Annotated in this window: 21 protein-coding genes; 13 read left to right on the top strand and 8 right to left on the bottom strand. The window is 73.2% G+C overall.

The genetic code is table 11. The features are described 5' to 3' along the window. Window positions 1-57: 57 nt before the first annotated feature. Genes QSK21_RS02125 through QSK21_RS02110 form a run of 4 tightly spaced genes read left to right on the top strand, consistent with a single transcriptional unit; the run spans window position 58 to window position 4,292 of the window. Entirely contained in the window at window positions 58-873 is an 816-nt protein-coding gene (locus QSK21_RS02125; RefSeq protein WP_285693213.1) for an SAM-dependent methyltransferase, read from the top strand. 17 nt (window positions 874-890) lie between these two features. Beyond that, window positions 891-2,396, top strand: coding sequence for an SPFH domain-containing protein (locus QSK21_RS02120; protein WP_285693211.1), 1,506 nt, complete (start codon window positions 891-893; stop codon window positions 2,394-2,396). 10 nt (window positions 2,397-2,406) lie between these two features. Beyond that, entirely contained in the window at window positions 2,407-3,342 is a 936-nt protein-coding gene (locus tag QSK21_RS02115; protein WP_285693208.1) for a pseudouridine-5'-phosphate glycosidase, read from the top strand. Between the two features lie 5 nt (window positions 3,343-3,347). Continuing rightward, window positions 3,348-4,292, top strand: a complete 945-nt coding sequence (locus QSK21_RS02110) for a carbohydrate kinase family protein (RefSeq protein WP_285693207.1) — start codon at window positions 3,348-3,350, stop codon at window positions 4,290-4,292. On the opposite strand, the gene QSK21_RS02105 is transcribed toward QSK21_RS02110, so the two are convergent. Then, complete coding sequence (locus tag QSK21_RS02105; RefSeq protein ID WP_285693205.1) at window positions 4,273-5,220, bottom strand: nucleoside hydrolase; 948 nt, start codon at window positions 5,218-5,220, stop codon at window positions 4,273-4,275. The genes QSK21_RS02110 and QSK21_RS02105 overlap by 20 nt on opposite strands. A 192-nt stretch (window positions 5,221-5,412) precedes the next feature. On the opposite strand from QSK21_RS02105, the gene QSK21_RS02100 reads away from it, so the two are divergent. Both QSK21_RS02100 and QSK21_RS02095 read left to right on the top strand, forming a co-directional pair. Beyond that, a complete protein-coding gene (locus QSK21_RS02100) occupies window positions 5,413-5,802 on the top strand; it encodes a DoxX family protein (protein ID WP_285693203.1) in 390 nt (129 codons plus the stop codon). Window positions 5,803-6,072: 270 nt separating this feature from the next. Then, window positions 6,073-6,702, top strand: a complete 630-nt coding sequence (locus QSK21_RS02095) for a TMEM165/GDT1 family protein (protein WP_285693201.1) — start codon at window positions 6,073-6,075, stop codon at window positions 6,700-6,702. Here the strand turns inward: QSK21_RS02095 and QSK21_RS02090 are convergent. Then, window positions 6,679-7,569, bottom strand: coding sequence for an SDR family NAD(P)-dependent oxidoreductase (locus QSK21_RS02090; protein WP_285693199.1), 891 nt, complete (start codon window positions 7,567-7,569; stop codon window positions 6,679-6,681). The two genes, QSK21_RS02095 and QSK21_RS02090, sit on opposite strands and share 24 nt — an antisense overlap. A 53-nt stretch (window positions 7,570-7,622) precedes the next feature. Between QSK21_RS02090 and QSK21_RS02085 the strand changes: the two genes are divergently transcribed. Continuing rightward, window positions 7,623-8,570, top strand: a complete 948-nt coding sequence (locus QSK21_RS02085) for a LysR family transcriptional regulator (protein WP_285693197.1) — start codon at window positions 7,623-7,625, stop codon at window positions 8,568-8,570. A gap of 55 nt (window positions 8,571-8,625) precedes the next feature. Here the strand turns inward: QSK21_RS02085 and ggh are convergent, their stop codons facing one another. Both ggh and QSK21_RS02075 read right to left on the bottom strand, forming a co-directional pair. Beyond that, window positions 8,626-10,080, bottom strand: a complete 1,455-nt coding sequence (ggh, locus tag QSK21_RS02080; RefSeq protein ID WP_285693195.1) for a glucosylglycerate hydrolase — start codon at window positions 10,078-10,080, stop codon at window positions 8,626-8,628. A gap of 170 nt (window positions 10,081-10,250) precedes the next feature. Next, complete coding sequence (locus tag QSK21_RS02075) at window positions 10,251-11,438, bottom strand: ROK family protein (RefSeq protein ID WP_285693193.1); 1,188 nt, start codon at window positions 11,436-11,438, stop codon at window positions 10,251-10,253. A gap of 100 nt (window positions 11,439-11,538) precedes the next feature. On the opposite strand from QSK21_RS02075, the gene QSK21_RS02070 reads away from it, so the two are divergent. Genes QSK21_RS02070 through QSK21_RS02060 form a run of 3 tightly spaced genes read left to right on the top strand, consistent with a single transcriptional unit; the run spans window position 11,539 to window position 14,505 of the window. Next, window positions 11,539-12,675, top strand: a complete 1,137-nt coding sequence (locus QSK21_RS02070; RefSeq protein WP_285693192.1) for a PucR family transcriptional regulator — start codon at window positions 11,539-11,541, stop codon at window positions 12,673-12,675. Next, entirely contained in the window at window positions 12,672-13,529 is an 858-nt protein-coding gene (locus QSK21_RS02065) for a 5-oxoprolinase subunit B family protein (RefSeq protein ID WP_285693189.1), read from the top strand. Before QSK21_RS02070 ends, QSK21_RS02065 begins: the two co-directional genes overlap by 4 nt. Next, window positions 13,501-14,505 (top strand): 5-oxoprolinase subunit C family protein, encoded by a 1,005-nt coding sequence (locus QSK21_RS02060; protein WP_285693188.1) that lies wholly within the window; start codon window positions 13,501-13,503, stop codon window positions 14,503-14,505. Before QSK21_RS02065 ends, QSK21_RS02060 begins: the two co-directional genes overlap by 29 nt. On the opposite strand, the gene QSK21_RS02055 is transcribed toward QSK21_RS02060, so the two are convergent. Beyond that, window positions 14,492-15,259: a LamB/YcsF family protein gene (locus tag QSK21_RS02055; protein WP_285693185.1), complete on the bottom strand. Its 768-nt coding sequence runs from the start codon at window positions 15,257-15,259 to the stop codon at window positions 14,492-14,494. The two genes, QSK21_RS02060 and QSK21_RS02055, sit on opposite strands and share 14 nt — an antisense overlap. A 185-nt stretch (window positions 15,260-15,444) precedes the next feature. On the opposite strand from QSK21_RS02055, the gene QSK21_RS02050 reads away from it, so the two are divergent. The 3 genes from QSK21_RS02050 to QSK21_RS02040 are packed head-to-tail and all read left to right on the top strand — an operon-like array spanning window position 15,445 to window position 17,608. Next, window positions 15,445-16,356 (top strand): 5-oxoprolinase subunit B family protein, encoded by a 912-nt coding sequence (locus QSK21_RS02050; RefSeq protein ID WP_285693183.1) that lies wholly within the window; start codon window positions 15,445-15,447, stop codon window positions 16,354-16,356. Continuing rightward, window positions 16,353-17,339, top strand: a complete 987-nt coding sequence (locus QSK21_RS02045) for a 5-oxoprolinase subunit C family protein (protein ID WP_285693181.1) — start codon at window positions 16,353-16,355, stop codon at window positions 17,337-17,339. The genes QSK21_RS02050 and QSK21_RS02045 overlap by 4 nt, the downstream gene beginning before the upstream one ends. Before the next feature lie 26 nt (window positions 17,340-17,365). Next, window positions 17,366-17,608, top strand: a complete 243-nt coding sequence (locus tag QSK21_RS02040; protein WP_285693179.1) for an acetyl-CoA carboxylase — start codon at window positions 17,366-17,368, stop codon at window positions 17,606-17,608. A 17-nt stretch (window positions 17,609-17,625) separates the two neighbouring features. Here the strand turns inward: QSK21_RS02040 and QSK21_RS02035 are convergent, their stop codons facing one another. From QSK21_RS02035 to QSK21_RS02025, 3 genes are all read right to left on the bottom strand, one after another. Beyond that, on the bottom strand, window positions 17,626-19,113 hold the full coding sequence (locus QSK21_RS02035; RefSeq protein WP_285693177.1) for a serine/threonine-protein kinase: 1,488 nt from the start codon (window positions 19,111-19,113) through the stop codon (window positions 17,626-17,628). Window positions 19,114-19,197: 84 nt separating this feature from the next. Further along, window positions 19,198-20,304: an acyl-CoA dehydrogenase family protein gene (locus tag QSK21_RS02030; protein ID WP_285693175.1), complete on the bottom strand. Its 1,107-nt coding sequence runs from the start codon at window positions 20,302-20,304 to the stop codon at window positions 19,198-19,200. A gap of 1 nt (window position 20,305) precedes the next feature. Then, window positions 20,306-21,265, bottom strand: coding sequence for a VOC family protein (locus QSK21_RS02025; RefSeq protein ID WP_285693172.1), 960 nt, complete (start codon window positions 21,263-21,265; stop codon window positions 20,306-20,308). Between the last annotated feature and the right edge of the window lie 10 nt (window positions 21,266-21,275).

Below are 21,275 nucleotides of genomic sequence, written 5' to 3'. Positions count from 1 at the left end.
GGACATCTTGGACGAAATGCCGATGAGTCCACGATCATGCGCTCTAAGCTGGTCGCCATGACGGACGACGCCGCGCAGTGGCCGCCCCCGGATCTCGACTTCAACAAGCCGACGATCGCCCGCGCCTATGACGCGCTGCTGGGCGGCAAGAACAACTTCGAGGCGGATCGCGCGCTGGCCGAGCACGCCATCCAGCACATCCCCGGCCTGCGCGAGTCGGCGATCGAGAACCGCAAGGTCCTGGTGCGTGGAGTGCGCTGGCTCGCCGGTGAGGCGGGCATCGACCAGTTCCTCGACCTCGGCAGCGGGCTGCCCACCCAGACCAACACGCACGAGGTCGCGCAGGCGCAGAACCCGGACGCCAAGGTCCTCTATGTCGACATCGACCCGCTGGTGGCGGTGCACGGCCGGGCACTGCTCGCCGAGAACGCCAACACCAGGGTCGCCGTGGGCGACGTGCGCGACCCGGACGCGATCCTGTCGCTGCCCGAGGCGAACGGCTTCCTCGACCTGGACCGCCCGCTGGCGCTGATGCTGGTCGGCATGCTGCACTACCTGTCACCCGAGATCGCCGACGACGTGGTCGGGCGGCTGCGGGACGCGCTGGCCCCCGGCAGCTACCTGTTCATGACCTCGCTGGTCGACACCGGTGTCCCCGCCCAGCAGGAGCTCGCCCGGATCACCCGGGAGAACCTGGAAGAGGGCTACGCGCGCACCCCCGAGGAGATCGAGCACCACTTCGGCGACTTCGAGCTGGTCGAGCCCGGCGTCGTGTTCACGGCGCTGTGGCGGCCCGACGAGCCCGTCGACCCCGACAACCTGAGCCCCGGCGAGCAGCTCGGCATGGCCGGGATCGCCCTCAAGAAACGGTAGCCGCAAGGACCACCATCATGAGCACGGCGGAGAAGGGCAACACCTACCTTGAGCGCGTCGTCGCGCAGCAGGCCGTGCTCGAGGACGATCTCAAGGCGCGGCGCGGCGCACCCCAGGCGCCCGCCGCGGCCCCCGCGCCCGCGGGACCGGCGGGCGTGCTCCACAAGCGGCAGCGGGCATTGGGCGGCGGACCCGGCGGCACATCCGCTCCCACCGCCGACCGGTCCGCGCCCGGTCCCGTGGACGTGCGGATCACCGGGTTCTGGCGGTGGAAGAACGTGCTCGTCCCGCCGAACGCGTTCGTCGTGCACACGCGGCGCGGCAGGCCGGAGCCGCTGCACATCGGGGTGGGCGTCTCGTTCCGGTTCAACCCGTCCACCGACTCGTTCCTGGTCGTCCCCGGCGCCACCCAGACCATCCTGATCAACGCGTACTGCATCTGCCGGGAGCTCCAAGGCGTGCTGGTGCAGGGCTACGTCCAGTGGATCATCCAGGACTTCGCCGTCGCCTACCGCAAGCTGGACTTCAGCGACAGCGAGGACCCGATGCGGCTGGTCAACCTGCAACTGCGGGAGCAGGCCGAGGCGGCGATCAAGGACAAGGTCGCCACCATGGGCGTGCGGGAGGTCCTCAGCGACAAGCAGCCGATCATCGAGGAGCTGACCGCCAGGCTGCGCGCGGTCGCCGAGGGAACGGCCGAGAACGGTCATTCCGGAGGGACGACCCCCCAGTCCCCCGGGACCGACGACGCGACCGCCCTCCGGGCGCCCGAGCGGTCGCGTGACCAGGGGCTCGGGTTGCGGATCGTGACCGTCCAGATCAAGGAGGCCGTGGTCAGCTCGTCCCGGCTGTGGGAGAACCTGCAGAAGCCCTACCGGGCGGAGCAGGCGCGGATCGCCCGGCTGGCCGAGCTGGAGACGGAGGAGGCGATCGCCCGGCGGGAGATGGCCGCCACCCGGGTGAAGGAGACCGAGCGCCTGCACTACGAGCGCGAACTGGCCGAGCTGCGCGCCCGCCACGAGGCCGAGCGGTTCGACACCGAGGCCGCCGAACAGCTCCGCCGCACCCGGCGCCGGCAGGAGGACGCCCGCGAGGTCGCGGAGCTGGAGACCGAGACCACCCGGCACGCCCTCCGGATGGAACGCGAGCGGCACGCCGAGGAGGCCGAGACGGGCCGCCTCCGGATCGAGCGGGAACGCGAGCTCGACCAGCTCAAAGTCGAGGGCGAGCTGGCGGTGGCGCGCGCCCGTGCGGAGGCCGCCCACGAGCAGGCCCTGATGAAACTGGAACGCGACCGCGCCCAGGCCGCCATCGAGAACGAGCGGACCCCCGCCAGCGTCCAGGCAGAACTGATCAACAAACTGCCGGGGATCGTGGAGAGGCTTCCCGCCCCCACCGAGCTCCGGTCGATCAACGTGGGCCCCACCGACCCGTCCAGCGTGTCCGGCCTCATCGCGCAACTGGCCGCGGTCGTCACCGCTCTGCGCGAGGCGACGGGCGCCCGGGACGACACGACGCGCTAGCGTACGGTGCGTGAGGTCCCCGAGACACGAGGCCCTGGCCGGCACGCCCATCCGCATGTCCGACGAGGTGGCCGACGCGCTGGCCGCCGGGCGCCCCGTGGTCGCGCTGGAATCGACGATCATCGCGCACGGGCTGCCGCGCCCTCGCAACCTGGAGGTGGCGCTGGAACTGGAGGCCGAGCTGCGCCGCGCCGGTGTCGTCCCCGCGACCGTCGGGGTGGTGGACGGGCGGCCGGTGGTCGGCATGGACCGGTCCGCGCTGGAGCGCATGGCGGACGGTGACGGCGTCGCCAAGGCGAGCGTGCGCGACCTCCCCGCCGCCATGGCGACCGGCGCCGACGCCGCGACCACGGTCGCCGCGACCGCGTTCCTCGCGCGCCGCGCCGGTGTCCGGGTGTTCGCGACGGGCGGGCTCGGCGGCGTCCACCGTGGCGCGTCGGACACCTTCGACGAGTCCGCCGACCTGCACACGCTCGCCCGTACCCCGATCACCGTGGTGTGCGCGGGGGTGAAGTCGATCCTGGACGTGGCGGCCACGCTGGAACGCCTGGAAAGCCTCGGGGTGACCGTCGTCGGCTACGGGACCGGCCGGTTCCCCGGCTTCTACCTCACCGAGTCCGGGCACACCGTGGACTGGCGGGCCGACGACCCCGCCACGGTGGCCCGCATGATGACCGCCGCCGACGACCTCGGCCTCTCCTCGGCGATCATCGTCGCCAACCCGCTGCCGCCCGGGGAACAGCTCGACCCGGCCCTGCACGACCGGATCCTGGGCGAGGCGCTGGCCGAGGCCGGCCGCCTGGGCCTTCAGGGCAAGGCGGTCACGCCGTTCCTACTGGGCCACTTCCACCGGGCGTCCTCGGGGGCCAGCCTTGAGGCCAACGTCCGCGCCGTCCGGTCGAACGCGGCGCTGGCCGGACGGATCGCGCGGGCCCGGTCCGGATGATCCTCGTGGTCGGCGACGTGATCAACGACATCGTGGTGCGGCCCCGCGCCCCCGTCGCCGCCGACAGCGACACCCCGTCCACCATCACCGCGTCCCCCGGCGGTTCCGGCGCCAACCAGGCCGCCTGGCTCGGCGCGCTGGGCGCGCGGGTGCGGTTCGCCGGCCGGGCCGGCGCGGACGACATCGCCGCGCACTCCGCCGCGCTGGAGGCCGCCGGGGTGGACGCCCGGCTGGTCGCCGATCCGGGCACGCCCACCGGCCGGATCGTGGTGCTGGCCAAGGGCGGCCGCCGCGACATGTTCACCGACCGCGGCGCCAACCTGAACCTCACCCGCGCCGACCTGCCCGACGACCTCCTGGACGGCGCCGGCCTGCTCCACGTGTCCGGCTACTCGCTGTTCCATCCGGGGGTGGGCGCGGCCGTGGGCGACCTGATGCGGCGGGCGCGGGAACGCGGCGTGGCCACGTCCGTCGACCCGTGCTCGGCCGCGTTCCTGCGGGACAGCGGCCCCGAGGCGTTCCGCGCCTGGGCGCGCGGAGCCCGCCTGATCTTCCCCAACCTCGCCGAGGGGCGCCTGCTGACGGGCGCGCGCTCGGCGGACGCCGTGGCCACGTCCCTGCTCGGCGACTACCCGGTCGTCGCGCTCAAGCTCGGCGCGGACGGGGCGCTCATCGCTTCACGGGACACAGCGTCGAGAAACACGGCGTCAAAGGGCACGGCGTCAAGGGACACCGCGTCGGCGGACGCCGGGTCCCGGCTGCGCCTGCCGAGCGTGCCGGCCGAGGTCGTCGATCCGACCGGCGCGGGGGACGCCTTCTGCGCCGGGTTCCTGACCGCCTGGGTCCCCGGTCGCCCGCTGGACGAGTGCGCCCGCGCCGCGCTCACGGCCGCCGCGAGCGCGGTCGCCACGGTGGGCGCCCGGCCGCCGCTCACCGGGCGAGCGTCGTGATCGCATCCAGCATCAGGTCCCAGAAACGCCCGCGATCCAGTTCCATCGCGACCCGTGCGTTCGGCTCGGCGCCGGTCACCCGGTGCAGGTCGACCACGGTGGCGCCGCGCGTGTGCTCGCCCTTGAGCTCCACGGTCACCGCGACGTCCACGCACGCGACCACGTCCGGGTCGGCGATGGCGGCGATCGCCACGGGGTCGTGGACGGGCGGGTCCGGCATCCCGAAGACCTTCTCGTACGCGCCGCCGTAGAACCGCAGCAGCGCCTCCAGCGTGGACGGCAGCGCGCCGCCGATCGCGCGGAGCCGCCGGAAGACCTCCGGCACCGCGAGCGCCTGGTGCGTGACGTCCAGGCCGCACATCAGCAGCGGAAGCCCGCTGCGCAGGACCCGGTCGGCGGCCTCGGGGTCGACGTAGACGTTGAACTCGGCGACCGGCGTGGTATTGCCCCGTCCGGCGCTGCCGCCCATGAACACGATCCGCTCGATCCGCCCCCTCAGGTCGGGACGGGCGTCCAGCAGCGTCGCGACGTTGGTCAGCGGCCCGGTCGCCGCGATCGTGACCGGGCGTTCCGACTCCTCCAGCAGCCGCGCCATCAGCGTCACCGCGTCCTCGTCCGCGAGCGGGATCGCGGGGTCGGGCAGCGCGGCACCGTCCAGGGCGCTCTCCCCGTGGATGCCGGGCGCGGTGTGCCGGCCGCCGTTCAGCGCCCGGTCGGCGCCCGCCGCGACCACCGTCCCGTCCAGCCCGGCGAGCGTGCAGATCGCCAGCGCGTTGCGGGTGACCGCCTCCAGCGGCCCGTTGCCCGCCACCGTCGTCACCGCCAGCAGGTCGATCGCCGGATGCGCCGCGGCCAGCAGGATCGCGAACATGTCGTCGTGGCCGGGGTCGCAGTCCAGGAGCACCGGCACCGTCGCGGAGTCGCCCATGAAAAGAATCTTGAAGAATTTCCGGCGCGCTGTCGATCCGTCCCCCGTCCGTTCGACGCCCGGGTGAGAGCGAAAGAGAGCGCGACGAGAGGACGGAACGATGACCACCTACACCCACGACAACGCCCGCACCCGGACCGCCACCACCGCCACCACCGACACCGGCCGCCGCCGCGGCGTGACCGTGGCCATGTGGACGGCGCAGATCCTGCTCGGCGCCTTCTGTTCGGCTCGGCGCTGCCGAAGTTCGCCGGCGACCCCTACGCGATCGAGACCTTCGCCAAGATCGGCTGGGGCGACTGGCTCCGCTACTTCACGGGGGTGGTCGAGGCGGCGGGGGCGATCGGCCTGGTGATCCCCCGGCTGGCGGGGGCGGCGGCCGGGCTGATCGGCCTGATGGCCGGTGCCGCGCTCACCCAGATCCTGGTGCTGGAGCCCGTCTGGTCGCTGATGCCCATCGGCTACGGCGTGATCTTCGCCCTGATCGCCTGGCGGCGCCGCGCCGAGGTCCGGGCCCTGGTGAGCAGGGTCGCGTGGGGCGGACGGGCTCTCCGGTACAGTGGTGGCGGCGAAGGGGAGTAGTCCCGATCCGCTGAGTGGTCGACATGCTGGCGTGAGCCCGGCCCTCAGGCCGTGGGAGGCCCGTCCCGGACGGGTCCCGCGGTGGACGAGACCTTCGGCCTGGCAGAAGGCGTGCCCAGCCGTTCCCAGGACGTCCGGAACCGGACGTGCGGAACGGCTCGGGGCGCTCCGAGACGCCGGGCCGAGCGGTCCTCCCCTCCCGCCCCGGGTGGCGCGCCGAGCGGGCCGTCGAGGCCCGGCCCTGAACCGAAGAGGGCACGAGCACCCACCATGTCGCTTGACCTGCCGTTCGACCTGGCGCCTGACCTGTCCTTCGATGTGGCGACGTTCGCCACCGCCTTCGCCGTGATCTTCCTGGCGGAGCTTCCCGACAAGACCATGTTCGCCTCGCTGGCGATGGGCACGCGGATGCGGGCGCCGTGGGTCTGGCTCGGCACGTCCAGTGCCTTCCTGGTCCACGTGGTGGTGGCCGTCGCGGCGGGCAGCGCGTTCGCCCTGCTCCCCAAGCCGCTCGTCCATGTCGTCGCGGCGGTGCTGTTCGCGTTCGGCGCCTACACGCTGCTGCGCGGCGGCGGGGACGGGGACGAGGACGCCGAGGAGGCCGGTGGCAGGGCCCCGCGGATCACCGGCTTCTGGCGCACCTACGTCACCGCGTTCACCGTCGTGTTCATCAGCGAGTGGGGCGATCTCACGCAGATCACCACCGCCAACCTCGCCGCCACCCGGGGGCCGCTGCCGGTCGCGCTGGGCGCGCTGCCGGCGCTGATGTCGGTGTCCGCCCTGGCGCTGGTCGCGGGACGCTTCATCGCCGACCGCGTCCCGCTGCGTGTCGTCCAGCGCGTCGGCGGCGCCGTGATGGCGGCCCTGGCCGTCTGGTCACTCACCGAGGCGATCTTCTGAGCCGTTGCCGCGGTGTGCGGGCACATACGGCCGGCCTCGCCAGGGCAGCACCGTCCCGGTACGGACCAGCTCCCCGTACATGGCGGGGTCGACCGGCTCGGCCAGGACGAAGTCGAGCAGCCGCTCCGCCGCCTGCGCGGGCGTCCAGGCCCTGCTGAAGTCGCTGAACCAGGGCCGCGACGCCTCGGTGTCGACCAGTCCGGGGCAGACCGCCGCGACCAGCGTCCCGTCCCGCAGATCGGCGTCCCGCCGTTCGCGTGCCACCGCCCGGACCGCGGCCACCTGCAGCACCTTCGACGGGATGTTGATCCACTGCGGCCACCCCCTCTGCTGCGCCGTCCCCTGGTGGACGGCCGTGCGCCAGGACTCGGTCAGCGCCTCGACACCCTCCAGCGACAGGTCGTCGAACAGCGGATGCACCCTCTCGTCCAGGTGGCCGAGCGTCCCCAGCGAGCTGGCCACCACGATCAGCCGGCCTCCCGCCCGGAGCACCGGCCCGAACGACCGCAGCATCGCGTGCGCGCCCCCGTTCGCCACGGCCACGAACTCGTCGATCTGCTCCTCCTGCGGCCGGTCCGGGGTGATCCGCGCACCCGCGTTGGAGATCACCACGTCCACCCCGCCATGCCGTTCGCCCAGCTCGTCCGCCAGTTTCGCGATCGCCCCGGCGTCCGTCACATCGAGCCGCCGGCCCTCGACCCTGGCACGGCCACCGACCCGGGCCGCCGCCTCCCGCACCCGTGACGGATCACGCCCGGTCAGCAGGACCACATCCTCCTCGCGCCACCTCCGGGCGAGCTCCTCGACCAGCGCGTATCCGATCCCCTGGTTGGCGCCCGTGACCAGAGCGACCTTCGATGAAGTCATGCCTTGACGCTAGGCAGTCCCCGACCCATGCGTCCAACGAGAATTAGTCAACCGTGACATGCGTAAACGTCATGGGCTTCACCGATGTGTCGCTGGCCGGGTTGCGCGTCGTCCGCGAGGTGGCCGAGCGCGGCACCTTCAGCGCGGCCGCCGCCTCGCTCGGCTACACGCAGTCCGCGGTGTCACGCCAGGTCGCCGCCGTGGAACGGGCCGCGGGTGCACCCGTCTTCGAACGCCGCCGCGAGGGCGTCCGCCCCACCCGCGCCGGACGGGTGATCCTCCGGCATGCCGCCGCCGTCCTGGCCGAGATCGATGCCGCCGACCGCGAACTGCGCGGCCTGCCCGCCCAAGCCGGGACCGTGCGCCTCGGCGCCTTCCCCAGCGCGGGCGCCGTGCTCCTGCCCCGCGCGCTCGCCGCCCTGCGCCGCACCCACCCGGGCATCACCGTCCTCACCCGCGACGGCGGCACCCCCGCCCTGGTCCGAGCCCTCCGCGCCGGCAGCCTGGACCTGGCGATCCTCGCCTCCGAACCCCCGTTCCGGGCCCCCGACACCGAGACCCCCGCCCTGGTCCTCCAGACCCTCACCGAACGCGAACTCCGCGTCGCCGTTCCCTCGACCCACCCGCTGGCCGCCGCCGACTCCGTCCCCTTCGATGCTCTGCACGACCGGCAATGGATCGCCGGCCGCTCGTCCCCCGACGGTCCTCAACTCGGCGTCTGGCCCGGCCTGGACGGGCGCCACGACATCGTCCACACCGCCCGCGACTGGCTCACCAAGCTCAACCTGGTGGCCGCCGGCTGCGGGCTGACCACCATCCCCGCCGTCATGTCCGCCGCCGCCCCGCCGGGCGTACGTGTCCTCCCGGTAAGGGGAGGCCCCGAGGAACGCCGCCGGCTCATGGTCGCCCACCTCCCGGCCCCGCTCCCACCCACCGCCCACCACGTGATAGAAGCCCTGCACAAAGCGGCCGCGACCACCGACCCACCCGCGAGTCCATGAGCATGAGGCCCACCAAGTGGGCATCGACAGCGACCTGACCTGGAGGCTCGTGCGGTCAGGCGTTGAGGACGAGGTCCAGGGCCACGGCGGCGGTCCAGGACTGGGGGCGGGCGCCCAGGGGGTCGCCGGTGAAGGGGTGGTAGTACTCGGCGAACACGCCGTCGGAAAGCTGGTCCAGGGTGGAGGCGCGCAGGACGGCGGCGGCCTCGGCTTCGCCGGAGCGGCGCAGGCCCCAGATCAGCAGCCAGTTCATGGGCGGCCACTGGGGGCCGCGCCAGTACCGGGCCGGGTCGAAGGACGGGGACGACGGGCTGGTGCTGGGCGGAACGGCGGTGGCCAGGCCCGGATTGCCGCACCAGTCGGACGAGAACAGGGTGTCGACCAGGCGGCGGCGGGTCCGCGGCGGAAGGCCCCCCGAGAGCAGCGCCGCGAAGCCCGCGATGGTCTTGGTGCGCAGGGGCAGTCCGGTGCGCAGGTCGCGGTCGGCGGCGAAGCCGTCCTCGTCGGTGGTGGCCGCGACGCCGCGGCGGAAGCGGTCGGCGTAGCCGATCAGCTCGTCCGCGCCGGGCAGGTCGAGCTCGTCGGCGACGGTGGCCAGCTCCTCGGACGCGGCGGCGAAGATCGCGCTGGCGAAGACGTCGGCGACCAGGAAGCTGAGGGTCTCGCGGGCGCGCGTGTCGTCGTAGCGGGCCTGCCGCAGCTCCTCGATCAGCCACTGGTAGCGGGCGTAGTCCCCATCGGTGGGGCGCTGGTCCTCGACCCCGGTGGAATGCGGGGGCTCGTGGCCTTCCAGGGAGTCGAGGGCCTGGACGTCGGCGCGGCGGAACGGGACGAACGCGGGGGCCGGGACGACGGAGCGGTACGGGACGTCCCAGCGGGGGGAGTTGTCCAGTCCGCTCTCCCAGCCGTGGTAGATCGTCAGCAGGCCGGTGTGGTCGGGGTCGCGGTTCTCGGCCAGGTAGCGGTGCCAGGCCAGCAGCGCGGGCCACATGGCGCGGATCCGGTCGGCGGCGGCGCGGGCCTCGGCGGCCCCGGCGCGGCGGGCGGCGTCGAGGATGCGGCGCACGGCGATCCCGTGGACGGGCGGTTGCATGAGGCCGCTGGTCGCGGGGCCGCTGGGGGCGTGCGGGGAGACGTCGCAGCAGGCCCAGCGCTTGGGTCCGGGTTCGTAGGAGGCGTCCCCGTCGGCGAAGACGATGTGGGGGATCATGCCGTTGCGCCACTGGGCGGCGAGCAGGGTCTCCAGCTCGGTGAGGGCCCGATCGGTGGAGAGCTGGGCCAGGCCGATGGCGATGAACGCGGCGTCCCAGCTCCACATGTGGGGGTAGAGGCCCGGCGCTGCGACGGTGAGGCGTCCCCGATCGTTGCCGCGGAGGGCATGCGCGGCCCTGGCCGCGGTCTCGACCTCGGTGAGCGCGCGATGCTGCGTGAGCGCGCCGGAGGCGTGGCCGTCGTCGCGAGTCTGCTGCCGGCCTAGGTGAGGGAGGTCGGCCGAAGGGGTTGCAGTCACGAAACTCCTACTTCGTCCGCGGGGACGGACACTTCGTCCGCGACGCAGGACATAGTCTCGCGGGTCCGAGACCTCCGCAAGGCAAGTGCCCGTAACCTGTACGTAACATCTAGGTAACATACCTGGCCGTGAAATATTCCAGCAGTGGCCCGATCGCCAGGTGACCGGGGCTATCCCGGGGCCCGGCGGCCCGCGGTGATGCGGGCGTCCACGGCCTCCGCGGCGAGTACCCGGTCGATCACCATGGAGGCGGCCCCGATCACTCCGGCCCGCTCGCCGAGCAGGCCCTCGGTGATGCGGAGACCGCGGGTGGAGCGGTACTGGGCGACCTGGTAGACGACCTCGCGAATGCCCGCGAGCAGATGCTCCCCGGTACGGGCCAGCCCGCCGGAGACGACGAGCACGCCGGGGTTCGTCACGCTCACCAGGGTCGCCAGGACCTCGCCGAGCACCCGCCCGGCCTGGCGGGTCAGCCGGACCGCGTCGGCGTTCCCGGCCCTGACCAGCCGGACCACGTCGGCGGTCTCCCGTACCGAAGGGTCGGTGCGGGCCAGCTCGCGGGCCAGCGCCGCGCCCGACGCGACGGCGGCCAGGCAGCCGTGCGCCCCGCACACGCAGGCGACCTCGTCGTGCCCGCGCAGCCTGATGTGCCCGATCTCGCCCGCCGCCCCGCCCGCCCCGTGCAGCACCCGGCCCTCCTCGACGATCCCGGCGCCGATGCCCGTTCCCACCTTGACCAGCACCACGGTCGACGAGTCGTCGTCGATCGCGGTGAACTCGCCGAGCGCCATCATGTTCGCGTCGTTGTCGGCCAGGACCGGCCCGGGGAACCGGGCGGACAGCGCCGAGACGACGTCGAGGTCGCGCCAGGACGCCAGGATCGGGGTGGGGATCACCCGTCCGGTCCGCCGGTCGATCGGGCAGGGCAGACCGATGCCGACCCCGCAGACCTCCGCCATCGACCGTCCCGCCTCGGCCAGCAGCGTGTGGAACCGGGACGCGGCCCAGGCCAGGGTGGGTTCCGCGCCGTCGGCGACGTTGAGCCGGCCGGCGGTCTCGGCAAGGGTGCGACCGGCCAGGTCGACGACGGCGGCGCGGCCGTGCGTGGCGCCCAGGTGCGCGGCCAGCACCACGGCCGAGCCCTCGTCGATCCGCAGCAGGTTGGGACGCCGCCCCCCGGTGGAGACGTCCACGCCGCCCTCCCTCAGGTATCCGGCGGTGACGAGCTGATCGACCCGCTGCGCGACCGTGGACCTGGCCATTCCGGTGAGCTCCATGAGGTCCCTGCGGGTGCGGGCCTGTCCCTGCCGGACCAGCTGGAGCAACTGCCCTGCCGAGAATGCGCTGACCTGTGGCATATCGCCCTACTCCACTTCCCGCACGGCGCATGGAACGTCATAGAAGGCGGCGCGTAGAAGGCATTTATAGCCATTGCGCCTATTGCTCTAGGTTGTGGGGGTGGCTGCCGAGTCCCTAGACGCCCATCGTGAGCTGATCGGGGCCGCGTTGTCATTGGGTGGGACACGTGCCGTCCTGGACGCGCTCGCCCGCGCGCTGGACTGCTGGTGCCTGGTGTTGGACGAGTCCCGCGCCGCATGGCACTGCTCCCCGCCGGAGGCGCGCCGCCACGCCGCGCGGCTCCGCCTGGACGTGGAACGCCTCGGTCTCCAATCGCCCCTGCACACCGCGTACCTCGACCTGGGGAACGACCAGGTGGCGGTACTGCCGATCAGGCGGGACGGCACCGTGGCGGGACATCTGGTCGCCGGGCGCCCGCAACGGCTGAGCCCGGCCGAGCGTGGCGTCCTCACCAGCGCCGCCGGTCTGCTGTCGCTGGAGCTGACGTTCCGGGACGAGACGCTGGCGGCGCACCGCCGCGCCAGGCTGGCCGTGCTGCGGCTGGCCGCGGGCGAGCATCCGGGGCTCGCCGAGTCCACGGCGCAGACCCTGGGCGTGGCGCTCCCGGCCGAGCCGTTCCGGGTGGCGATGCTGGGGACCGACCCGGCGCGCGTGCCCGACCTGCTGCGGGCGGCCGAGGGGCATCCGGCGCTCGGCCAGGTCAGCGCGCTGGTCGTGCCGTTCGACCGGCACAGCGTGGTGGTGCTGATCCCGGTCGCCGAGGGGGACGCGCAGGCGCTTGAGGAGGTGCTGCACCAGGTGCCGCGCTCGCGTGGCGCCGTCACCGAGGGCGTCCCGCTGACCGGCCTCGCGGACGGGCTGCGCCGCGCCCGGTCGGTGTTCCTGAGCGGCGCCAAGGACTCGGGTCCGGGGCGGCTCGTCCTGGCCAGGGACGTCGCCACCGCCGGGCTGCTGGCCCAGCTCGACACGCCGGGCGCGCGGGGCTGGGCGGACACGCTGCTGGAACCGCTGGAGCGGCACGCCGGGCGGTCCCGACTCGACCTGATCTCGACGCTGCGGGTGTTCCTCGCCAACAACGGCCACATCGACGCGTCCGCCACCGCGCTCGGGATCCACCGGCACACCCTGCGGTACCGGCTCGGCCGGATCACCGAGCTGCTCGGCACGGACCTCGACGACCCCACGGCGCGCGCCGAGCTGTGGCTCGCGCTCCGGCTCAGGGAGGCGCAGGCATGACGGCGCGTCCCGCTGCGGCCTACCGGCCCGCCGGGGACCGGTACGTCCTGGTCGAGTACGGCGACGGCGAGGAACTCGACCTGCGGGTCAACTTCTTCGTCCTGCGGGCGCTGGACGCGCTGACCGCCGACCCGCCGCCGGGGCTGGTGGAGGCCGCGCCCGGGTTCCGGTCCATCCTCGTCCGGTTCGATCCGGCGCGGACCCGCAGGGACGCGCTGATCGAGCGGTTGCGGGAGCTGCACGCCCGGGTGCCCGGCGGGTCCTCGCCGCCCACGCGCAGCCGCCGGATCGTCCTGCCGATCGCGTTCGACCACTCCGCGACCCGGCGCGCCATCGAACGGTACGCCGCCACGATCAGGGCGGACGCCCCGTACACCGGGAGCGGCGGCAACATCGGCTACATCGTGGAGCACAACGGCCTGCCGGACCGGGAGGCCCTGTACGAGGCGATCCTCGGCACCGAGTGGTGGACGGCGTTCACCGGGTTCGCGCCGGGACTGCCGTTCATGTTCTCGATGCGCGCGCCGACCGCGCTGTCGGTGCCCAAGTACAACCCGGCGCGGACGTGGACGCCCGAGGGCGCGGTCGGCATGGGCGGCCCCTGCGTGGCGATCTTCCCGGTGGACGCGCCGGGCAGCTACCAACTGTTCGGGCGGACGCTGCCGATCTACGACATCCTCGGCCGCAACCGGGCGTTCCGCGACGACCCGTTCCTGATCGGCCCGGGCGACCGGGTGTCGTTCACCCGGGTGGAGGAGGACGAGCTGGAGGAGATCCGGCGGCTGGCCCTGGAGGACCGCTACAGCTACCAGGTGGAGGACGAGCGTGACCGGCGCGGTGCTGGAGATCCTTGACCCCGGGGTGCGGACCACCGTCCAGGACCATCCGGGCAGGATCGGCCTTCAGGCCAAGGGCATCTTCCCGTCGGGACCCGTCGACCATCTCGCGTTCCGGGCGGCCAACGTGCTGGTGGGCAACGCCCCGGGCGACGCGGCGCTGGAGATCCCGATGGGGCGGTTCGCCGCCCGCGCGCACCTGCGCGGGCGGGTGGCGGTGTGCGGCGCGGACGGCGCCGAGGTCACCATCAACGGTGCGCCGGTGCCGATGTGGGAGGCCGTGGACGTGCGGCCGGGCGACGTACTGGCCGCGGGCACGCTGAAGGGCCCCGGGTTCCGGCTCTACCTGGCGGTGTCCGGCGGGATCGACGTCCCGCCGGTGCTGGGATCCCGCGCCCTGCACACCGGCGCCGGCTTCGGCGGCCTGGACGGGCGGGCGCTGGTGCGCGGCGACGCCGTGCCCGTGGGCGCGTGCGACGTGGAGGGCACACCCAGGCTGCGGCTGCCGCAGGGGTTGCGCCCCGGCTACCACCGGCACTGGGAGATCGAGGTGATGCGGGGCCCGCACGCCGTCCCCGGCTACCTCACGCCCTCCGACTGGCGCGACTTCGTCACCTCCCGCTGGCGGGTCAACCTCAACTCCGACCGGCTCTACGTCCGGCTCAACCCGCACCACTTCACCTGGACGCGGCCGGACGGCGGGGTGGCGGGCGCGCACCCGTCCAACGTGCTGGACGGCGGCTACCCGGTGGGCGGGATCATCGTGAATGGCGACCTGCCCACGATCCTCGGCCCGGACGGCGCCACCTCGGGCGGCTTCACGGTGATCGCCACGATCGTGCACGCGGCGCTGTGGAAGGTCGGGCAACTGTGCCCGGGCCGGGACACCGTCCGGTTCCGCGAGGTGGACCTCGGCCAGGCCGAGGCGCTGGACCGGCACGCCGAGTTCATGCTCGACCCGGCGAACCTGGAAAGGGTGGTCAGCGGCGGCTGAGCACCTCGGCCATGGGCGCGATGGTGACGCCCTCCGCGGCGAAACGCTCCCTGATGGCCGTGGCGATCTCCACCGCGTTCGGGCGGTCGCCGTGGACGCAGATCGTGTCGGCGTCCACCGCGACCCGCTTGCCCCCGACCGTCGTCACGGTGCCGTTCAGGATGCCGACCGCCTTGTCCACGCAGGCGGCGACGTCCTTGACGCGGGGGTCCGGCTCGATGATGATCTCGCCCTCGTCGTCGTACTCCAGGTCCGCGAACGCCTCGCGGGCGACGCGGACGCCGCGCGCCGCGACCCGATCGGCGGTGGGCCCGGCGAGCAGCACCGTGATCAGGTCGCCGCCCAGCGAGGCGACCGCGTCCGCGATGGCGTCGGCCACGTCCGGGTCGCGCATCGTCAGCCCGTACAGCGAACCGTGCGGCTTCACATGCGTGATCGGGACGCCCAGGGAGTCGGCGAAGCCGCGCAGCGCCCCGTACTGGTAGAGGCAGGCGTCCGCGGCGTCCGACGGGGACAGCGCCATGGGCCGGCGCCCGAACCCGACCAGGTCGGGCAGCCCCGGATGGGCGCCGAGCGCCGTCCCGCCCGCCTTGGCCAGCTCGACCGACCGCCGCATCGTCGCCGGGTCGCCCGCATGCCAGCCGCACGCCACGTTCACCGAGCTGACCAGCGGCAGCAGATGCTCGTCGTCGCCCAGCCGCCAGCGGCCGAAGCTCTCGCCGGCGTCGGCGTTCAGGTCGATCAAGGTCTTCATGCGTCCACGGTGGGACGGGCGCCGGGCACCGGCAATGCGCCAAGTCGGCCAACCGGCGGCGCCGACCTGTCCGAACGGGCCAATAGCCCGGCCCGCGCCGTCCGGCCAGGGTGTGGTGGACCGGGCTGACGGCCGAGTCGCCGGGATGCCGAAACGCCGGGATGCCGGGATGCGAGGTGTGGCGGGTGAGCCGGACGGACACGGCTGAGCTGGCGCTGCCGCCGGCGCGCTACGAGTACGGAGGCGACGAGTTCGTCTTCGTCGAGATGGACCAGGCGATGAGCCTGGAGGCCAACATCAAGGCCATGACGATCACCGCGGCGCTGCGCGAGCGCGGTCTGGACGGCGTCATCGACATCTGCCCGTCCAACGCCTCCTACATGATCCGCGTCGACCCTGACGTGCTGCACCCCGCCGAGCTGGTGAAGGAGCTGCGCGCGCTGGAGGAGTCGGCCACCGCGCTCACCTCCGACCGGGTGCTGCCGACGCGCGTCGTGGACGTGCCCGTCCTGTACGACGACCCGTGGACGCGGGAGACGCTGATGCGCTTCCGCGACCGCCACCAGGACCCCGGCGCCACCGACCTGGAGTACGCCGCCCGGATCAACGGGTACGCCGGGGTGCCGGAGCTGATCGACGCCCTGTCCGGCGCGCCGTACTTCGTGACCATGCTCGGGTTCGTCCCCGGCCTGCCGTTCTGCTACCAGATGGTGCCCAGGGAACGGCAGATCGAGGTGCCCAAGTACGTGCGTCCCCGCACCGACACGCCGGAGCGGGCGTTCGGGTTCGGCGGCGCGTTCTCGGTCGTCTACCCCGTCCGGGGCGCGGGCGGCTACCAGCTCTTCGGCATCGCGCCCGCGCCCGTCCTCGACGTCGCGCAGCGCCTGCCCGACTTCCAGGACGGCATCGTGTTCCCGCGGGCGGGCGACATCTTCCGTTACCGCTCGATCGACCGGAACGAGTTCGACCGGATCAGGAGCGAGGTGGAGGACGGCACGTTCCGGTACCGCATCCGCGAGTACGAGTTCCGTCCCGCCGAGTTCCTGGGCGACCCGGACGCGGTCACCAGCGACCTGCTGGAGGTGCTGTACGGATGAGCACGATCCTGGTGCGCAAGGGCGGTCTCTACACCACGGTCCAGGACACGGGGCGTGACGGGTACTACGAGATCGGCATGCCGCCCTCCGGGGCGATGGACCAGTACTCCTACCGGGTCGCGAACCTGCTGGTGGGCAACCCGGACGGGGCGGCGGCGCTGGAGGCCACCTACATCGGCCCGGAACTGGAGTTCACCGACGACCGGCTGGTCGCGGTCACCGGCGCCGAAGCGCCGGTCGCGGTGAACGGGGAGGTGGTGCCGTCCTGGCGGACGCTGGCGGTGCGCGCCGGTGACGTCCTGTCGTTCTCGATGATCACGGCGGGGGCGCGGCTCTACATCGCGGTGAGCGGCGGCATCGACGTCCCGGAGAAGCTCGGCTCGCGTTCCACCTACACCCTCACCGGCCTGGGCGGGTTCGAGGGACGCAAGCTCGCCGACGGGGACCGGCTCCCGGTCGGCAAGGCCGGCACCGACGCGCCCGGACCTCCCGTGGGCGCGTCGGTGCCGGGACCACTGCGGCCCGAGTTCCCCGAGGTCATGCCGTTGCGGACGGTGGTCGGGCTGTGCTCGTACCGGCTCACCGAGGCGGCGCTCGACTCCTTCCTCGGCACGATCTGGAAGGTCACCAAGGACGCCGACCGCGTCGGCTACCGGCTGCGCGGCGGCACGCTGGACTTCGTCGAGCGCGAGCAGCCGTTCGGCGCGGGCGGCGACCCGGCGAACGTGGTGGACCTCGGCTACCCCGTCGGCTCGATCCAGGTGCCGGGCGGGGACGAGCCGATCGTCCTGCTCAACGACGCGGTGACCGGCGGCGGCTACGCCACCATCGGCACGGTCATCTCGGTGGACCGGGACCGGATCGCGCAGGCCAAGACGGGGGACCGGGTGTCGTTCGTCCCGGTCGGCCTGGACGAGGCGCTGGCCGCGCGGCGCGACCGCGCCCGCCGCCTCGCCGGGGTGCGCGCCGTCCTGACCGCGTGACCACCCGAACGCCGCGAGGAGAACCCATGGAAACGATCAAGGCGACGATGCCCGGTGTCTTCTACCGCCGTCCCGCGCCGGACGCCGACCCGTTCGTCGAGGAGGGCGCCGAGGTGGCGGCCGGTCAGACGATCTGCCTGGTCGAGGTGATGAAGACCTTCAACGAGCTGAAGGCCGAGGCCGCCGGGACCCTCACCAGGTTCCTCGTCGAGGACGGCGAGGAGATCGCGATGGGCCAGGACATCGCCGAGTTCAAGTCGGGCGGGTGAGCACCGGGAGCCGGTGGTCAGTCGATGCGCTTCAGGCGGCCCTTGGCGGGGGTGCCCAGTTGGCCGTCCCATGAGTAGTCGAGCGCGCCGCTCTTGCGGGTCAGCGTGATGAAGCCACCGGGGCAGACGTGCAGCCCGCGAACGGTGTCCTGCTTCAACCGCAGCCTGGTGGAGGTCGCGCTGACCAGCCGTAGCTCGCCCAGGCAGTTGGGCTCGACGTAGTGGGACGTGCCGACCTTCTGACCGGTCCTGCCCTTGTGGATCTTCAAGACGCCCACGTACTCGGTGCCGTCCTCCTCGGTGAGCCTGCCGCGCCACGTGCCGATGAAGAACGTGCCGACGCTCGCCACCGCGGTCGGGGTGCCCGCCTTGGCGGGCGTCTTACTGCGCTCGTCCAGGCTCCGCTGGATGTCCTTGAACATGGCGGGGGAACGCGATAAACCCCACGCCACCAGCGCCACCGGCAGCAGCCCGGCGATCAGCATGGTGAGCAGCCGGATCGCGCGGGAACCGTACGGCCGTGGGGGCGCTACAGGCGAATGCGTGGTCCACGGCGTCGGCGGAGGGGTCGGCGGAGGGGTCGTCGATGGTGTCGGCGGAGGGGTCGGCGGAGGCGTCGGCGGTGGTGTCGGCGGCGCGGAAGCCGGAGCCGGAGCCGGAGCCGGTGGTGGAGTCTCGGGGAATCGCTTGGTGTCGCTGATGCCGACGGAGAACTCGCTCAGCAGCTCCGCGACGGTCGGCCGCTGCTCGGGCACCTTGCTCAGCGCCCGCTCCACCACGTTCCGCACCAGCGGGTCCAGGCCGTCCAGGTCCGGCGCGCCCGAGCCGACCTTGTTGAGCACCTCGTGGACGCTGCGGCCGTCGAACGGCATCCGCCCGGTGCCGGCGAACGCGATCACGCCGCCCCAGGAGAAGACGTCCGCGGCCGGGGTCAGCGGGCGGCCATCGATCAGCTCGGGCGCGATGTACGCGGGAGTGCCCACGACCTGCCCGGAGGCGGTGATCCTGGTCAGTTCGTCCCGGGCCCGCGAGATGCCGAAGTCGATGACCCGGGGCCCGGTCGGCGACAGCAGCACGTTGGACGGCTTGAGGTCGCGGTGCACCAGCCCGGCCTCGTGGATGGCCCGCAGCGCCGTGGCCACCCCGACCGCGAGCTGCTCAAGCGACGAGCCGCGTAGCGGGCCGCGCTCGGCGACGGCCGACTCCAGGTCCGGGCCGTCGATGAACTCGATCGCCACATACATCGGGTCCCCGTCCAGCGACGCCTCCACCACCGGGGCGGTGGAGTGCGACCTGACCCGGCGGGCGGCGGCGATCTCCCGGCGGAACCTGGCCCGGAACTCGGGGACGGCGGCGAACTGGGGGTTGATCAGCTTGATGGCGACCGGCGGCTCGTCCGGGGCCTCGCCGAGGTAGACGGTGCCCATCCCGCCGCGCCCGATCCTGGCGGTCAGCCGGAAACGGCCGATGACCTCGGGATCGGACGGCTCCAGCGGTTCCCGCATGTTCGGCCCATTCTGTGGTACGGCGCACCGCTCCCGATCTTAATCCGGCCCGTTCCGTCTGGGGATCCCTTGGGGACGCGGGCCTCAGGGCAGGCCCAGGCGGCCGGACAGGCGGTCGAGGTGGTGGTCGCCGTCGCCGAACGCCAGGGCCGAGGCCATGGCGTGCCGGGAGTAGAGGTGCAGGTCGTGCTCCTTGGTGAAACCGATCGCGCCGTGCACCTGGTGGCCCAGGGCGCACACGCGCTCGTAGGCTTCGCTGACCCATGCCTTGGCCATCGAGACCTCTTCGGTGGCGTCCCGGCCGGCCGAGAGGCGCCAGATGGCCTCGTAGGCGATGAACCGGGAGCCGAGGACGTCGATCGCCATGTCGGCGCAGTGGTGCTGGACGGCCTGGAACGCGCCGATCGGCCTGCCGAACTGCTCGCGTTCCGTGGCGTAGGCGAGGGTGAGGTCGAGCACGCGCTGGGCCGCGCCGACCATCTCCGCGCACAGCGCGGCGGCGCCGTAGGAGGCGATGGCGTCCGCGGCGCCCCGGTCGGTGCCCAGGGCGCGGGCGTGCGGGACGTGGACGCCGGAGAAGACCAGGCGGCAGGGCCGGTCGAGGCCGATCGTGTCCGACGGTTCGATCGTGAGCCCGGGGGCGTCGGCGTCCACCAGGAAGGCCCGGGGTTCGCCGTCCAGGTCGGCGGTGACCAGCGCGGATTCGGCGGACGCGGCGAAGGGGACGAACAGCGCCCCGCCGTCGAGCGTGAACCCGTCCTCGGCGGACTCGACCCGCACGCCGGAGGCCACGCCCGAGCCCGGACGGTCCCAGGCCGGAGGCGTGCACGTCATGACGCTTCCCCTGGCGATGGCGCCGAGCCATTCGGCCTTCTGCGCGTCCGTGCCGTACCGGGCGATGGGCAGGGCACAGCAGGCGACGGTCACCGGCAGCGGGCTGGGGACGAGCGCGTGGCCGAGCTGCTCGAACAGCAGGCACACCTCCAGGAAGCCGCCACCGACCCCGCCGTGCTCCTCCGGCACGGCCAGCCCGGTCCAGCCGAGATCGACCATCTCCTTCCAGAGCGCGGCGGAGTACCCGGCCGGGTCGTCCTCCATCGCCCGCGCGCCCGCCGTGGCGGCACGCGACTCCAGCAGCTCACGGGCGGTGGAGGCGATCAGCTCCTGGTCCTCGGTGAGGGTGAGGTCCATGTCAGGTCCCGCTCGTCTCCGCCACCGGGATGTCCGCCGGGATCTTGTCGGAGCGCACCCACACCCCCGGCCGCTCCTCCCAGAACAGTTGGACGAGGACGCCGCCGGTGTGCTTGGGGTGGATGAACGTGTGGCGCCAGGATGCGCCGTCCGTGACGCCCTCCTCCTCGTCGAACGTCGGGGTGTCGTGCTCGGCGCAGGCGGCCATGGCCCTGTCCCAGTCGGCGACCTCGAAGGTGACGTGGTGCGCGGCGGCCCCGTTGCGGTCCCAGAACCGCTCGATGAAGGAGTCCTCGCCGCGCGGCATGATGATCTCCCAGCAGATCGCGGACCCGGGGATGTTCATCACCAGGTCGGCCATGTCGGGATGCTCCTCCAGCGGCGTCCGCCACACCGGCACGAACCCGGCGAGGTCGGCGTACCAGCGGGCCAGCTCGTCGCGGTCGGGGAACGCCTGGCAGACATGGTCGAGCCCGACGATGCCCAGCGACGCGCCGCCGCCGGACGTGGGCGCGGCCGGGCGTGCGTCCTCGTCCCCGCACATTCCGAGCGCTCCGGGGCCGCGCATGCGGAACAGGACGCCGGGTCCGCGTTCGGGCGGGGACAGGGACGCCTCCAGCCACCGGCCGCCCCCTCCCGCGATGGGCTTGAGGCCCCGCGTCTTCAGCTCGGCGCGTACGGCGCCGAGGTCGGGCACCTCCGCGCCGATGTGGTGCAGCCCGGCGCGCCCGCCGTGCTCGTCCAGCCAGACCTGGAGCGCGGAGCCGTCACCGGACGGCGCGAGCACCTCCCACGCCTGCCCCCAGCTCCCGGGGATCTCCAGGCGGACGCCGCGCGTCCCCTCCTCCGCGCTGTCCCACGTCCGGACCGGCGTGAAGCCGAACAGCCCCTCCAGCAACGCCACCTGCCCGTCCAGATCGGGCGTCACCTGCGCGACATGGTCGATCCGATAGAAGTGCACGATCCCTCCC

It is taken from the genome of Actinomadura sp. NBRC 104412 (assembly GCF_030269515.1).
In the GTDB taxonomy this organism is placed as follows: Bacteria; Actinomycetota; Actinomycetes; order Streptosporangiales; family Streptosporangiaceae; genus Spirillospora.
This window is presented reverse-complemented; position numbering and strand designations above follow the sequence as displayed.